15 protein-coding genes and 1 pseudogene are annotated in these 14,759 nt (G+C 71.8%); 3 read left to right on the top strand and 13 right to left on the bottom strand.

Annotated elements, in window-relative coordinates; all coding sequences use genetic code 11:
* The 3 genes and pseudogenes from AB0J80_RS35360 to AB0J80_RS35350 all read right to left on the bottom strand — a co-directional run.
* Positions 1–119: pseudogene (locus AB0J80_RS35360) on the bottom strand (transcriptional regulator NrdR); the annotation flags it as partial.
* 600 nt (positions 120–719) lie between these two features.
* Positions 720–1,667, bottom strand: a complete 948-nt coding sequence (locus AB0J80_RS35355) for a threonine dehydratase (protein WP_364713809.1) — start codon at positions 1,665–1,667, stop codon at positions 720–722.
* 22 nt (positions 1,668–1,689) lie between these two features.
* The gene (locus tag AB0J80_RS35350; RefSeq protein WP_364713808.1) at positions 1,690–4,467 is read right to left on the bottom strand and encodes a DEAD/DEAH box helicase; all 2,778 of its coding nucleotides are present in this window, start codon (positions 4,465–4,467) and stop codon (positions 1,690–1,692) included.
* Positions 4,468–4,556: 89 nt separating this feature from the next.
* Between AB0J80_RS35350 and AB0J80_RS35345 the strand changes: the two genes are divergently transcribed.
* Complete coding sequence (locus AB0J80_RS35345) at positions 4,557–5,300, top strand: HAD-IA family hydrolase (RefSeq protein WP_364713806.1); 744 nt, start codon at positions 4,557–4,559, stop codon at positions 5,298–5,300.
* Between the two features lie 4 nt (positions 5,301–5,304).
* On the opposite strand, the gene AB0J80_RS35340 is transcribed toward AB0J80_RS35345, so the two are convergent.
* From AB0J80_RS35340 to AB0J80_RS35310, 7 genes are all read right to left on the bottom strand, one after another.
* Positions 5,305–5,496, bottom strand: a complete 192-nt coding sequence (locus tag AB0J80_RS35340; RefSeq protein WP_364713805.1) for a hypothetical protein — start codon at positions 5,494–5,496, stop codon at positions 5,305–5,307.
* A 71-nt stretch (positions 5,497–5,567) separates the two neighbouring features.
* Entirely contained in the window at positions 5,568–6,470 is a 903-nt protein-coding gene (locus AB0J80_RS35335) for a diacylglycerol kinase family protein (RefSeq protein ID WP_364713803.1), read from the bottom strand.
* Positions 6,471–6,496: 26 nt separating this feature from the next.
* Positions 6,497–7,459 (bottom strand): twin-arginine translocase subunit TatC, encoded by a 963-nt coding sequence (tatC, locus tag AB0J80_RS35330; protein WP_364713801.1) that lies wholly within the window; start codon positions 7,457–7,459, stop codon positions 6,497–6,499.
* 6 nt (positions 7,460–7,465) lie between these two features.
* Positions 7,466–7,786, bottom strand: a complete 321-nt coding sequence (gene tatA, locus AB0J80_RS35325; protein ID WP_364713800.1) for a Sec-independent protein translocase subunit TatA — start codon at positions 7,784–7,786, stop codon at positions 7,466–7,468.
* Positions 7,787–7,946: 160 nt separating this feature from the next.
* Complete coding sequence (locus AB0J80_RS35320; RefSeq protein ID WP_364713798.1) at positions 7,947–8,198, bottom strand: hypothetical protein; 252 nt, start codon at positions 8,196–8,198, stop codon at positions 7,947–7,949.
* A gap of 10 nt (positions 8,199–8,208) precedes the next feature.
* A complete protein-coding gene (locus AB0J80_RS35315) occupies positions 8,209–9,198 on the bottom strand; it encodes a YafY family protein (RefSeq protein ID WP_364713796.1) in 990 nt (329 codons plus the stop codon).
* Positions 9,195–10,190 carry a WYL domain-containing protein gene (locus tag AB0J80_RS35310; RefSeq protein WP_364713795.1) on the bottom strand — a complete coding sequence of 332 codons (996 nt, stop codon included), beginning with the start codon at positions 10,188–10,190 and terminating at the stop codon, positions 9,195–9,197. The genes AB0J80_RS35315 and AB0J80_RS35310 overlap by 4 nt, the downstream gene beginning before the upstream one ends.
* Before the next feature lie 128 nt (positions 10,191–10,318).
* Between AB0J80_RS35310 and AB0J80_RS35305 the strand changes: the two genes are divergently transcribed.
* Both AB0J80_RS35305 and AB0J80_RS35300 read left to right on the top strand, forming a co-directional pair.
* Positions 10,319–11,296 (top strand): cation diffusion facilitator family transporter, encoded by a 978-nt coding sequence (locus tag AB0J80_RS35305; RefSeq protein ID WP_364713817.1) that lies wholly within the window; start codon positions 10,319–10,321, stop codon positions 11,294–11,296.
* Between the two features lie 10 nt (positions 11,297–11,306).
* Positions 11,307–12,398, top strand: coding sequence for a DUF3866 family protein (locus AB0J80_RS35300; RefSeq protein WP_364713794.1), 1,092 nt, complete (start codon positions 11,307–11,309; stop codon positions 12,396–12,398).
* Here the strand turns inward: AB0J80_RS35300 and AB0J80_RS35295 are convergent.
* From AB0J80_RS35295 to pafA, 3 genes are read right to left on the bottom strand one after another with little or no spacing between them, the layout of a single operon-like run.
* Complete coding sequence (locus AB0J80_RS35295; RefSeq protein WP_364713792.1) at positions 12,385–13,035, bottom strand: class I SAM-dependent methyltransferase; 651 nt, start codon at positions 13,033–13,035, stop codon at positions 12,385–12,387. The two genes, AB0J80_RS35300 and AB0J80_RS35295, sit on opposite strands and share 14 nt — an antisense overlap.
* A gap of 47 nt (positions 13,036–13,082) precedes the next feature.
* Complete coding sequence (locus tag AB0J80_RS35290; RefSeq protein WP_364713791.1) at positions 13,083–13,271, bottom strand: hypothetical protein; 189 nt, start codon at positions 13,269–13,271, stop codon at positions 13,083–13,085.
* A gap of 26 nt (positions 13,272–13,297) precedes the next feature.
* Positions 13,298–14,656 carry a Pup--protein ligase gene (gene pafA, locus AB0J80_RS35285; protein WP_364713789.1) on the bottom strand — a complete coding sequence of 453 codons (1,359 nt, stop codon included), beginning with the start codon at positions 14,654–14,656 and terminating at the stop codon, positions 13,298–13,300.
* Positions 14,657–14,759: the final 103 nt, after the last annotated feature.

Below are 14,759 nucleotides of genomic sequence, written 5' to 3'. Positions count from 1 at the left end.
GTCGTGAACCGCTTGCCGCACTCAGGGCAGGACCGACGGCGACGGATCAACTGACCGTCGTCGGCCTCACGCGAGTCGACCACGCGCGAATCGGCATGTCGGCAGTACGGGCACCGCACCGCTATCCACCTGTCGCCCGGCTGCGGCATTTGGCGCACGGAGAATGCTGCGGACTGTGCGACTGAGGCAGTGCAAAGCGGCCAAGGCTTCCAAGAGGAGGTTCGTCTCCGAGACGCCCTCCGTAGGCGAACAAGCCTCGCCGCCTGCATGGTCACCACCGAAGAAGACATTCTGTCGATGACCACCAAGGCAGAGGGCAGCGACGGTTCAGCGCCTTACCGAATTCAATTCGAAAAGGCTGGCTCCGCAGCCGTTCGAGCCACGGCAAAGTCCGAACAGCGTCCGACCTGGGCAGCTTGCTGTAGAAGTGCATTCACTGGCGCAAGAAAACGGACATGATTAATTCGGAGGATCGTCAAAATTTCCGGATGTCATAGTGATCGATCTAGATCGAGTCATGCCCGCGCCGCCATTCTGGCTGATCTCGTCTCTGTCCACGTAACCGCCGACAGCGGTTAGCGTGGTCACTGTCGCCGCTTCGCGCACACTCAACGGTCCAACCAGTTCAGGGGAATGGCCGCCCTTCAGAGGCGCGCAGCTGCATCCGACGGCCGTCGTCGCCGCCCCAGCATTCTGCGACGCCGGCCCACCGAGACCGGCTAAGGGCCGGCGACGAGCCGCTGGACGAACTCCCGGTCGCAGTTGCCCCCGGTCATGATCACCGCCGCCGTCGCTCCGGCAGGCCGGTCGGTATCCGCCAGCAGCCCCGCGAGCGCGATAGCCCCCGCCGGCTCGGGCATCTGATGCGTGGTCTCCCACAGGTGACGCATCGCCTGCTCGGTCGCCTCGTCGCTGACCTGCACGAACCGAGCCGCTCCCCGAAGCATCACCGCGACCGCCTCCTCATCGGGCACCCGCGTAGCGACCCCGTCGACGAAGGTCGCAGCCTCCGGCGTGGACACCGGCCGTCCGGCCGCGAAGGACAAGGCGTGTGCGGGGGCGCCCTCCGCCCCAACGGCCACCACCTCCGTAGGGCGGCCGAGCAGGTCACGCACGGCGATGTTGGCGCAGAGCCCGGAGCCCTGGCCGACCGGCACGTAGACGACGTCCAGCTCCGGAGCCTGCGAGTGCAGCTCGGCGGCATAAGTGGCCACGCCGGCGACCAGGTCGCGGTGGAACGAGGGCACCATGTGCAGCCCTCGCTCCTCCGCGAGCCGTGCGACGTGCTCGCGCGCCTCCTGGAAGTCGCGGCCGTGCACGATGAGTTCGGCGCCGAACCCCTCCATCGCGGCGTTCTTGTCCGGGCTGTTGCCTTCGGGGACGACGATCGTGACCGGTACGCCGTACGCGCGCCCGGCGTAGGCCAACGACTGACCGTGGTTGCCGCGCGTCGCCGTGATCACGCCGCGCCGGGAGGCCTTCGTCCGTGCCATGTAGACGAGTCCGCCGCGCACCTTGAAGGCGCCGGTCGGGGTGGCGTTCTCGTGCTTCACCCACGTCGGGGTGCCGGTGATCCGCTCCAGGAGTGGCCATCGGTACGCCGGCGTCACCGGCACGTGGGGCCGTACGACCCGCACGGCGGCATCGAGGTCCTCGTGAGTGATCACCGGATGAGCTTAAGGCGACAGGTCACAGCGCCGTCTGGTAGGCCAGCACCCCCCGGTTGATCGCCGTCATCGCCTTGCGGGCTGTCTCCCGCACTCCCGGCGACGCCGCTGACGCGTCCTTGAGCTGTGCCAGGAGGTCGAGGACCTGCCGGGCCCACCGGACGAAGTCGCCGGCCGGCATGTCGGCGTCGTAGTTGTGGCCGCTGGCCAGGACCCGCGCGAGCGGTTCGCCCCGGGCCCAGCGGTACATGGGCCAGACGAAGCCGGCATCCGGCTCGCGGGTCAGTGCGAGCCCGTGGGCCGCCTCCTGCGCCTCGATCTCCGACCACAGCTTCTGGCAGGCGTCCACGGCGGCCGTGGTCGCTCCCTTGGGAACCGATGCCCGCTCGTCGCCCTCGCGGCGGGACTCGTAGAGCACCATGGACACCGCCGCCGCCAGCTCTTCGGGGTCGAGCCCTTCCCAGACCCCGGTACGCAGGCACTCCGCGACGAGCAGGTCGGCCTCCGTCCAGATCCGGCCCAGCATCCGGCCGGTGTCGGTGACCTCGCCCTCCGGCGAGAGGTAGCCGCGCTCGGTGAGCACCGCGCAGACCTGGTCGAAGGTGCGCGCGAGCGAGCCCGTGCGTCCGGCGACCTTGTCGCGCAGCGCCTCCGTGTCGCGCTGCAGCCGGTGCCGGCGTTCCGCCCAGCGGGCGTGCTCCTCGCGCTCCGGGCAGGCGTGGCACGGGTGCTGCCGCAGCTCCACCTTGAGCAGGGCGATCTCCGGGTCCTCCCCCGGCGCGCCGCGGTTGCGTCCGCGCCGGCCGCCGCGCTCGTGCCGGTCCAGGCCGGTCGCGCTGACCGTGGCGGCGAGGTCGCGGCGGGCGGCGGGTGAGCGCGGGTTGAAGTGCTTCGGCACCCGGATCCGGTCGAGGACCTCCACGGCTCCCGGGAAGTCGGCGGGGCTGACCCGGCCGGCCCAGCGGTCCTGGGTCAGCACGAGCGGCCGCGGCTCGCCGAAACCGCCGGTGGGGGGCTCGAGGACGACAGCAAGGCCCGCACGCCGTCCCTGCGGCACCCGGATGACGTCGCCGACGCGCAGCTTCTCCAGTGAGGACACCGCAGCGGCGCGACGCTGGGAGGCGCCTTGCCGGGCGAGGGCGCGTTCCCGGTCGGCGATCGCCACGCGGATGGCGAAGTACTCGTCGAAGTCGCCGTGGTGGCAGGTCGCGTCCTTGCCGTACGTCTGCATGGTGTCGACGTTGCGCTGCACCTGACGCGCCAGGCCGACGACCGAGCGGTCCGCCTGGAACTGCGCGAACGACGACTCCAGCAGGTCACGGGACTTCTCGGCGCCGACCGAGCCGACCAGGTTGACCGCCATGTTGTACGACGGCCGGAAGCTCGAGCGCAGCGGGTAGGTCCGGGTCGATGCGAGCCCGGCGACGTGCCGCGGATCGACCTCGGGGCTCCAGAGCACCACCGCGTGCCCCTCGACGTCGATGCCGCGACGCCCGGCGCGGCCGGTGAGCTGCGTGTACTCGCCCGGGGTCAGGTCGACGTGGGCCTCGCCGTTGAACTTCACCAGGCGCTCGAGCACCACGCACCGGGCCGGCATGTTGATGCCCAGCGCCAGCGTCTCGGTCGCGAAGACGGCCTTGACCAGGCCGCGGACGAAGCACTCCTCGACGGCTTCCTTGAACGCCGGCAGCATGCCCGCGTGGTGGGCGGCGACGCCGCGCTCCAGCCCGTCGAGCCACTCCCAGTAGCCCAGCACCGACAGGTCCTCGGACGGGATCGCGGCCACCTTGGCCTGCGCGATGCTGCGGATCTCCGCCCGCTCCTCCGGGTCGGTCAGGCGCAGGCCGCCCGCCAGGCACTGCTGCACGGCCGCGTCGCAGCCGGCGCGGCTGAAGATGAAGAGGATCGCGGGAAGCAGCCCGGCGCGGTCCAGCCGGTCGACGACCTCGGTGCGGGGCGGCGGCTGCCAGCGCCGGGGCCGGCCGCCTCGGCTGTGCCAGCCCGGTCCGGCCGTCCGGTCGGTGAGCTCCAGCCGGCGCAGCATCTCCCGGGTGTAGCGCAGCAGCTCCGGGTGCACGTCGTGCTTGCGCGCGGCGTCCGCGTCGTGGAAGAGGTCGAACATCCGCTTGCCGACCAGCATGTGCTGCCACAGCGGCACCGGCCGGTGCTCACTCACCACGACCTCGGTCTCGCCACGGACCGTGACCAGCCAGTCGGCGAACTCCTCGTAGTTGCTGACCGTCGCGGACAGCGAGACGAGGGTGACCGAGGCGGGGAGGTGGATGATCACCTCCTCCCAGACCGCGCCGCGGAAGCGGTCGGCGAGGTAGTGCACCTCGTCCATGACCACGTACGCGAGGCCCTGCAGGCTGGCCGAGCCCGAGTAGAGCATGTTGCGCAGGACCTCGGTGGTCATCACGACCACCGGCGCGTCGCCGTTGATCGCGTTGTCGCCGGTCAGCAGGCCCACCTGCTCGGCGCCGTAGCGCTCCACCAGGTCGTGGTACTTCTGGTTGGACAGCGCCTTGATCGGCGTCGTGTAGAAGCACTTGCGGCGCCGTCCGGAGCCGTCGGCGCGCAGCGCGAGGTGCACGGCGAACTCGCCGACCACCGTCTTGCCGGCACCGGTGGGCGCGCACACCAGCACGCCGCTGCCACGCTCCAGGCCCTCGCAGGCCTGCCGTTGGAAATCGTCCAGGTCGAAGCCGACGTCCAGCATGAAGTCCTCGAGGGCCGGGAACTCGGCCACTCGGGCCGCCCGCCTCTTCGACTCCGCGTAGCGTTCGGCGGGGCTCGTCATGACCACAAGGCTAATGCGTGGGTCTGACACAACGAAGGTCATGGCTCGCGGGGCGGTTGCCGACAGCCGCGTCGCGGCGCCTCGGTATCGTGCACGGCGTGCCGGATGCCGCCGAATCGACCGCTCCCCCGTCGCGCCGCCAGGTCGACGCCGTGCTCTTCGACTTCCACGGCACGCTGGCCCAGGTCGAGGACCCGGTGGCCTGGGTGACCGCCGCCGCGGCGGCCTGCGGCACCGAGCTGGACCGGGGCAAGGCCACCATCCTGGCCGACCGGCTGGTCACGGCCGGGCGCGCCGGCGGGCCCCTGCCGCGACGCGTGCCGATCCACCTGGCCGAGCATTGGGCCGACCGCGACCTGTACGAACACAGCCACCGAGCCGCCTACACGGGCCTGGCGGAGACGGTCAGCACGGACGTCGAAGGGCTGGCCGACGCCCTCTACGACCGGCTCCTGGGCCCGGACGGCTGGCTGCCGTACGCGGACACCCTCCCGACCCTGCGCATCCTCAAGGACGCCGGCGTGAAGGTGGCGGTGGTGAGCAACATCGGCTTCGACATCCGCCCGCACTTCGCCGCCTGGGGCCTGGACGCCCTGGTCGACGCGTTCGCGCTGTCGTACGAGGTGGGCCGCACGAAACCCGATCCGGCGATCTTCCTGCGCGCCTGCGGCATGCTCGCGGTGGATCCGGAGCGCACGTTGATGGTCGGTGACAGCCCGGCGGACGCGGGCGCCGTGCAGGCCGGCTGCGCGGCCCTGGTGCTGCCGGCGGCGGAGCCCGGCCGCGCCAACGGCCTCGGCGCCACGCTCGCGCTGGCCGGCTGCGAGGTGTGATTCCTCAGAGGTAGGTGTCTACCAGCGTGCCCTGCGTGGCGGCGGCGCTGCGGATCGGCTGCGGCTCGTCGGCGGCCGCCACGTGGTCGGCGATGGTCGGCTCCCCGGCCGTCTCGGGCGCCTTCCGGGCGGCGGCGTCCGCCGAGCCGAGGTAGGCGCTGGAGACCGTGCTGGCGCTGACCGAACCGACCGACATGCTGCCTCCTGCGAGTTCTGGCGGGCTGTACCGATCCGTTCGACCCCCGACCCGGCGCACTTATCGCGAACTCAGCGCAGCAACCGGAGGGCTCCCGGTTCGCAGCCGATCACGAGCGGCAGCGCGGCGAGCCGTTCGCCGTCGGCGTACCCGATGATCCCGGGCGTGTCGATCCGCACCTCGCGCGCCCGGTAGCTGGTGACCAGCGGGTCGGTGACGTGCGTGCCGCGCCGCAGGCGGGGCTTGAGCCGGGCCAGCTCGCGCCAGCCGAGCGGCGCCGCGACCACCACGTTCAGCAGCCCGTCGGCGGGGTCGGCGTCGGGGCAGATCCGCAGGCCACCGCCATAGCTGGGGCAGTTGCCGACCGCGGCCAGCACGCCGTCGAAGCTGCGGTCGGCGCCGTCGATTTCCAGCTCGTAGCGGCGGGCGCGCAGCCGGGCCGTCTCCAGCACGATGGCGAGGTCGTAGCGGCGGGGCCCGCGGGGCCACGCCATCCGGTTGGCGCGCTCGTTGACGATCGCGTCGAAACCGGCGGCGAGCACCGCGCCGAACCAGCGGACGTCACCCTGCGTCGTGGTCACCCGGGCCAGATCGACCAGGTGGTGGCGCTCATCGCGCAGCGCGGCGGCGATCGCCTCCGCGGCCCGCAGCGGATCCGACGGTACGCCGGTGCCGGCCGCGAAGTCGTTGCCGGTGCCGGAGGGAACCAGCCCGAAGCCGGTGCTCGTGCCGGCCACCGCCTGCAGCGCGCGGTGCAGCGTGCCGTCCCCGCCGACCGCCACCAGCGCCGCCACCCCCTCGGCGACGGTGCGGTGGCACGCCTTCTCGGCCTCCTCGGCGCTGGAGGCCTCCAGGAGGCGCACGGCTCGCCCGCCGGCACCGAGCCGGTCGAGCACCGCCGGAAGCAGACCGCGGTGCCGGCCGCGCCCCGCCCGGGGGTTGGCCAGCACCGCGATGTCGTCTCTGCTGCTCACAGCCGCCGAATGTACCGGCCGCGGGCTCAGGTCATGTCGTCGAAGCGGCTCTCCAGAGGCAACGGTTTCGCCACCGGCTCGGGAGCCTCGACCGGTGTGGGTCCGTCGATGCGGTCCGACACGCCGACCGGGACGCGTTCTTCCTCCAGCGGCGAGACCTCGTCGTCGTCCAGCCCGGCGTAGATCTCCTGGCCCCGGCCCTTGCGCTTGTCGTTGAGCGCCGCCACGCCGACCGCGATGAAGTAGAGCAGCGACATGCACGCCGCGAGCAGGGTCATCCCGAACGGCCCCGGGTCGGGGGTGGCGATGGCGGCGAACGCGAACGACAGGAACACCACGACGCGCCACCAGCCGAGGAGCCGCCGGGCGGTGACCACGCCGGTGAAGTTCAACATGAGCAGGATCAGCGGGAACTCGAACGCCGCCCCGAAGATCAGGATCATGTTCGTGACGAAGCCGATGTAGCTGGTGACCTCGAGCTGGGTGGGACTGCCGATGACGCCGGACGTCATGATGAAGGCCAGGCTGTGGCCGATCACGAAGTACGCGAGGATCGCGCCGCCGGCGAACAGCGGTGCCGCGATCGCCACGAAGACGTACGCCCACTTGCGCTCGTGTCTGTGCAGGCCGGGCGCGATGAAGGCCCACAGCTGGTAGAGCCAGATCGGCGCGCCGACGATGAGACCCACCCACAGGGCGATCTTCAGGCGCAGGACGAGCTGGTCGGTGGGGGCCAGGGTGAGGAAGCTACATTTCCGCACGCCCGCGCCGTCGGTGATCCAGGACGACGGAAGGTCGCAGTACGGCACCGAGAGCAGGTGGAAGACCTGGTTCGACACGATGAAGCCGACGATCAGCCCGGCGATGATGCCGAGCGACGCCCAGAACAGCCGGTTCCGCAGCTCCCGGACGTGCTCGATGAGGGTCATCGAGCCGTCGGCGGCCTGCTCGAACTTGCTCGGCCCCCGGCGGCGCAGGGAGATGGCCACGGTGGGTCAGCGGTCGTTCGTCCGCTGCACCGGGTCGACGTACGGCTGCGCCGGCGGCTGCTGCGGCTGCTGGTACGCCTGACCGGGCTGCTGGTAGCCCTGCTGCCCCGGCTGGGGGATCTCGTTCGGGTGCAGCGGCTGGCGCGAGTACTGCGGCTCGGCCTTCTCGGCGACGTTGTCGTCGTCGACGAGGCCCTTCGTCTCGGCCTTGATGATCCGCAGCGACCGGCCCAGCGACCGCGCGGCGTCGGGCAGGCGCTTCGCGCCGAACAGCAGCACGAGCACGACAACGATGACGGCGATGTGCCATGGCTTGAGGGCGCCCATGGAGACTCCAGTCGGTTCCGATCAGCGGTGGTTCAGGACGGTGCGGGATCCATCGTACGTGCGGTACCTGGGAGTGACCCCCGCCGCACGTGTTTGTTTTGGCCGCCGATCCGAGGAATTTTCGGACAACAGGCCGGGAACGCCGCACGCTACCACGTCGCTACGCGGTGCCGTGGCCCGCCTTGATCACCGCGACCTGCTCCTGGGCCAGCTCGGCGCGCCGCTGCAGCTCAGCGACGGTCTCCTGCAGCACCTCGGCCTTGCGCTGCAGCTTCGCGGCCTGCTCCTGGCGGCGCAGCAGCTTGCGCATCGCCCGGTCGAAGCCGCGCAACCGGCCCAGCACCGCCATGACCGAGGCTCCCAGCACGACCAGGCCGAGCACGACCACGCCGATCACGATCCACAACACCATGCCGCATACCTTAGGCGCTGGCGGGGTCCGGGGCTGCGTACTGGTCCAGTGCCGTCGCCGCCTGTGCCCGGATCTGGTCGACGAGCGCCGCCGGACCTACCACGGTGACGTCCGGGCCGACGCCGAGCAGGAACCGCTGCGCCCAGCCCAGGTCGGTGACCCGCATCGTCACGACCCATTCGTCGCCGTCGCGGCGGACCTCCTCGCACGGGTAGTACTCGGTGATCCAGCGGCTGCCCCGGCCCACCCGCAGCGTCACGAGCGGCAGCTCGGGTCCCGGGTGAAAGACGCCGTCGCGCACGTCGTGCGGCACGGCCCGGGCCGGCGGCGCGGCCGGCTCGTCCAGCTCGGTGAACGCGTCGATGCGGTCCAGCCGGAACAGCCGGGTGCCCTCGGCGCGCCGGCACCACGCCTCGAGGTAGGCGCGGTTGCCGACCATGAGCACCCGCATCGGGTCGACGACCCGCTCGGTGGTCTCGTCGCGGGCGGCCGTGTAGTAGGTGATGCGCATGGCGTGCCGCCGCTCGACGATGTCGCGGATCGCGTCGAGGCGCTCGCTGTTGGCGGGCAGCCGGACGGCCACCGGCGCGTCGCCGAGGTCGCCGGCCGCGTTCTCGATCTTGGCCAGGGCCCGCTCGATCGCGTCGCGCGACCCGATGCCGGGCGTCTCGGCGAGCATCCGCAGGGCCACCACCAGGGCCAGGGCCTCGTCGGGGTTGAGCCGCAGCGGCCGGTCGATGCCGGCGTCGTAGGTGATGGTCACCCGGTCGCCGTCGAGGGCCATGTCGATGAGGTCGCCGGGCCCGTAGCCGGGCAGGCCGCACACCCACAGCAACTCCAGGTCCTCGCGCAGCTGCCGCTCGGTGATCTTGAAGTCCGCCGCGGCCTCGGCGACCGCGATCCCGGGCCGGGCCAGCAGGTACGGCACCAGGTTGAGCAGCCGGCCGAGCCGGTCGGCGGAGGCGCGTCCCGCGGGTGTGCGCTGCTGGGGCGGGGTCACGGTGACACTCCCGCGGCGGCCGGCTCGTGGCGGGCGACGACCTCCTTGAGCTGCTGGATGACCGCCTCACGCAGCTCGGGCGGCCCGTCCGCGCGTACCTCGGCGCCGTAGCCGACCAGGCGGGAGGCGAGCCACTCGACGTCGGAATACGGGATCGTGAGCCGGTCCCCGCCGGGCCCGGGCACGGTCTCCACCGCGAGCCGTCGCAGCCCGGCGGCCCGGCCCGGCCGGACGACGACAGTCGCGCGGCCGGTGCGCTCGGTGGGCCCGGAGAAGCTCGCGACGTGGCTGATCAGGTCGACGTCCTCGGGTGGGGTGAACGCGCCGTCGGGTCCGACCACCCGGACCTGACCGACGATGCGCGACAGCCGGAAGCAGCGGGTGGCGTCGCGGTCGCGGTCGTGCCCGACCACGTACCAGCGGCCCTGCCAGCAGACCACGCCCCACGGCTGCAGGCGGCGGGTGGAGGGCTCGTCCACCTCGGGTACGCGATAGGAGAACGTCACCGCCCGCCGCGCCCGGGCCGCCCCGGTCAGCGGCGCGAACGCCGGGTCGACGGTCACCACCGGCTCGATCCCGAGGGTGGCCTGCGGGTCGACCTCCACGCCGGCGGCCCGCAGCTTCGCCAGCCCGGACGACGCGGCGGCGGCCAGCCCGGCGTGCTGCCACAGCCGCGCGGCGATGCCCACGGCGGCGGCCTCGTCGGGCTCGAGCGGGATGTCGGGCAGGGCGTACTCGCGGTGGGCGATGCGGTAGCCGTGCTCGGTGTCGAAGGCGCTCGCGAGGCCGGTCTCCAGCGGCACACCGAGCTCGCGCAGCTCCGCCTTGTCGCGCTCGAACTTGCGCTGGAACGCCTCGTGGTCGCGGGGATCCTCCGGGTCGTGCTCGTAGCCGGGCACGGTCGCGGCGATCTGCGCGGCGGTCAGGAACCGTCGCGTGGACAGCAGACAGATCACCAGGTTCACCAGGCGCTCGGTACGGGTCCGCGACACGACCGAAACGCTAGCAGCCCACCGGCGCTATGGCGGCATCCGCCAAGGCCGGACGGTTATCTGTAACCACCACGGGGAAGACAGCTGTCGTGCCCGAGACACCTGTAGGCCTGGACGCGGCCCGCCCCCTGCCCGCTCCCGCCGAGCCGAAGTCCGAGGGCGGGAACGAGAGCGTCGGCACCGTCATCATCGCCGGGCTGGCCAACCTGGTGATCGCCGCCGCGAAACTGGTCGCCGGTCTGCTGTCCGGCTCGGCGGCGATGCTGTCGGAGTCCGCGCACTCGCTGGCCGACACCGTCACCGAGGTGTTCCTGTTCGTCGCGCTGCGCCGCGGCGGCAAGCCCGCCGACGAGGAGCACCCCTTCGGGTACGGCAAGGAGAGCTTCGTCTGGGCCTTCATCGCCGCCCTGTTCACCTTCGTCGGCGGCGCCGGCTTCTCCATCTATCACGGCGTCACGACCATCACCGGCGGCGAGCACAGCGGTCACTACCTGATCTCGTACATCGTGCTCGCGGTGTCGTTCGTCGCCGAGGGGGTCTCGTTCCTCAAGGCCCAGCGGCAGGTCACCGGCGAGTCCGAGCGCTGGGGCATCAGCCGCCGCCGGTTCCTGCGGCTGACCCCGGACACCACGGTGAAGGCGGTCTTCCTGGAGGACTCGGCCGCGCTCATCGGCCTGGTCCTGGCCGCGGCCGGGATCGGGCTGGCCCAGCTCACCGGCTCCGAGGTGTGGGACGGCGTCGCGTCGATCCTCATCGGCATCCTGCTGCTGGTCGTCGCCACGGTCCTGGCCCGCGCCAACGTCTCGCTGCTGGTGGGCCGGGCGGTGCCGCGCCGCATGCACAACCAGATCGCCGACGACCTCGCCGCCATCCCGGTCGTCACCGCGGTCCCGACGCTGCTGACCATGCAGCTGGGCCCGGGCGACATCCTGGTCGCGGCGAAGGTGGACTTCGACGACGAGGTGACCGGCGCCGAGATCGAGGAGGCGTCCGACGAGGCCGAACGCCGCCTCCGCGCCCGCTACCCGGGCATCCGCTACGTCTTCCTGGACCCGACCCGCGGACGCGCGGGACGCAACCACCGCGACGGCGGGGTGGACATATAGGGTCGCCGCCATGGTGCGCTGGCGGCAGGGAACGGTTTCTTCGGTACGGCGAGAGTGGCGTGGCGCGGTCGAGCTGGAGGTCGCCACGGACGACGGCCCGGTCAAGGCGCTCGCCTACCCGGAGCTGACCGGCGCCCCGCAGCCCGGCGACCGCGTCCTGCTCAACGTGGGAGCCCTCGTCATGGGCCTCGGCACCGGCGGGTACGCCCTGGTCGTGGCCCTGCCCGACCGCCTGCCCCCGGACCCCGCCACCGACGGGACCACCCGGGACTCGGGCCACCTGGTCAAGGCCCGTTACACGCCGCTGCAGCCGATCCTGCTCGGTGTGGACGAGGAGGCGTCGCCGCATCACGAGACGCTGGCCGCGGCGACCGGCATCGACGACATGCCGGTGGTCACCGCGGACCTGCACTCAGCGCTGCCCGCGATCCTGGCCGGCGTCCACGCCGACCGCCCCGACGCGCGCGTCGCGTACGTGATGACCGATGGCGGCGCCCTCCCGGCCTGGTTCTCCCGCACCCTGGACGACCTGCGCGACCACCTGGCCGGCACGGTCACGACCGGCCAGGCCTTCGGCGGTGACCTGGAAGCGAGCACAGTCCACACCGGCCTGCTCGCCGCCCGGCACGTGCTGCACGCCGACGTCGCCATCGTCGCCCAGGGCCCGGGCAACCTCGGCACCGGTACGCCGTGGGGCTTCTCCGGGGTCGCCCTGGGCGAAGCCGTCAACGCCGTGGTGGCACTCGGCGGCCGCCCCGTCGGCTCCCTGCGCATCTCCGACGCCGACGGCCGGCCCCGGCACCGCGGGGTCTCGCACCACAGCCTCACCGCGTACGGGAAAGTGGCGCTCGTCCCCGCCGACCTGCCGGTGCCGGCCGACCTGCCCGCGGATCTGGCGAAGGCCGTCGCCGAGGCGCTGGCACCGCTGGCGACGCTGCACCGCGTCGTCGAGGTCGCGACCGACGGCCTGGACGCGGCGCTGCTGGCCAGCCCGGTCAAGCTGTCGACGATGGGCCGCGGCCTGGCCGAGGACCACGCCTACTTCGTCGCGGCCGCCGCCGCCGGACGGCACGCCGCGTCGTTGCTCGCTACCGCTTCCTGATGAGGGTGACGCCGTCGCGCACCGGCAGCATCACCGACTCGACCCGCTCGTCGGCGACCACCAGGTCGTTGACCTCCCGGATGGCGGCGACGTTCGGGGTCGGATCGCCGCTCTTCACGATCCGGCCGGCCTGCAGCACGTTGTCGAGCACGATCAGCCCGCCGGACCGCAGCCGCGGCACGAGCTCCTGGTAATAGGCCCGGTAACCGGTCTTGTCCGCGTCGATGAACGCGAAGTCGACCACCGGATCGGCCGGCAGGGCGCGCAGCGTCTCGATCGCCGGGGCGATCCGCAGATCGATGCGGTCGTCGACGCCGGCCCGCTTCCAGTACCCGCGCGCCACGGTCGTCCACTCCTCGGAGACGTCACAGGCGATCAGGCGGCCGCCCTCGGCCAGCCCCCGGGCGATGCAGATGGCCGAGTAGCCGGTGAACACGCCCACCTCGACGGCCGTCCGCGCCCCGGTCAGCCGCACCAGCAGGGTGAGCAGCTCGCCCTCGTCGTGCGAGATCTGCATGCCCGCGCTGTCCGGGAACAAGGCCCTCGTCTCCGCGGCCAGGTCGCGCAGGACGTCGTCGGCCGGAGTGCAGTGGGCGAGCAGGTAGTCACTGATGGCGGGATCGATGATGTCTGGCATGCCCCCAGCGTTCCGGATCTCGGCGCCAGGGGCAAAGACCCGCCGCGTCAGCCGAAGTAGAAGACCAGGAAGAGCCAGCCGAACACCAGCACGCCGAGGATGACGGCCAGCACCCACGTCGGGACCTTGTGGCCGCCCTCCCTGTTGCGCGCGACCTCGCTGCGGATCTTCTCCCGGCGCCGTGCGATGCGCCTGTCCCCGGGCGCGTGCTGGTCGGGCTCCTGCGGCGTCGTCATGGCCCGACCAGCCTATCGCTCCGGCCTCACATGCTGGCGATCAGGCGCTCCACCCGCTCGTCGTACGCCCGGAACGGGTCCTTGCAGAGCACGGTCCGCTGCGCCTGGTCGTTGAGCTTGAGGTGCACCCAGTCGACGGTGAAGTCGCGCCGCTTCTCCTGGGCGTGCCGGATGAACTCGCCACGCAGCCGCGCCCGGGTGGTCTGCGGCGGCGTCTCCTTGGCCTCGAAGATCTCGAGGTCGTTGGAGATCCGGTCGACCTGCTTGCGCTTCTCCATCAGCGCGTACAGGCCGCGGCCGCGGCGCACGTCGTGGTACGCGAGGTCGAGCTGCGCGATCCGCGGGTGCGACATCGGGATCTCGTGCTTGGCCTGGTAGCGCTCGATGAGCTTGAGCTTCGACACCCAGTCGATCTCGCGGGCCACCGGGTCGAGGTCGCCGCTCTCGATGGCGGACAGCACCCGGCCCCACAGCTCGACGACCCGCTTGGCGGTCTGGTCGCCGCCGCGGCGCTCGACGAACTCGGTCGCCTTGGCCAGGTACTCCTGCTGGATCTCGAGGGCGCTGACCTCCTTGTTGTTCGCCAGCCGGATCTTGCGGCGGCCGGTCACGTCGTGGCTGACCTCGCGGATGGCCCGGATCGGGTTCTCCAGGGTCAGGTCGCGCATGACCACGCCGGCCTCGATCATCCGCAGCACGATGTCGGCGCTGCCGACCTTGAGCAGCGTGGTGACCTCGTTCATGTTGGAGTCGCCCACGATGACGTGCAGCCGGCGGTAGCGCTCGGCGTCGGCGTGCGGCTCGTCGCGGGTGTTGATGATCGGCCGGCTGCGGGTGGTGGCGCTGGAGACGCCCTCCCAGATGTGCTCGGCGCGCTGCGAGAGGCAGAACACCGCACCGCGCGGCGTCTGCAGGACCTTGCCGGCGCCGCAGATCAGCTGCCGGGTGACGAGGAACGGGATGAGCACGTCGGCGAGGCGGCCGAACTCGCCGTGGCGCGACACCAGGTAGTTCTCGTGGCACCCGTACGAGTTGCCGGCGGAGTCGGTGTTGTTCTTGAAGAGGTAGATCTCCCCCGCGATCCCCTCGTCGTGCAGCCGCTTCTCTGCGTCGACCAGGAGGCCCTCGAGGATGCGCTCGCCGGCGCGGTCGTGGGCGACCAGGTCGGTGACGGAGTCGCATTCGGGGGTCGCGTACTCGGGGTGGGAACCGACGTCGAGGTAGAGGCGGGCACCGTTGCGGAGAAAGACGTTGCTGCTGCGTCCCCAGGACACCACTCGGCGGAACAGGTAGCGGGCCACCTCGTCAGGAGACAGCCGCCGCTGCCCCCGGTAGGTGCACGTGACGCCGTACTCGGTTTCGAGGCCGAAAATTCGCCGTTCCATGTCGAAACATTAGCGGCAGAACGGCTCCCAACGGCAGTGACAACGCGCCCTTTCACCGCAGCACTGCGTGGTCATCTCCCGTCGCAGCGCTGTCACCTGCGGA

It is taken from the genome of Actinoplanes sp. NPDC049548 (assembly GCF_040676695.1).
Lineage (GTDB): Bacteria > Actinomycetota > Actinomycetes > Mycobacteriales > Micromonosporaceae > Actinoplanes.
This window is presented reverse-complemented; position numbering and strand designations above follow the sequence as displayed.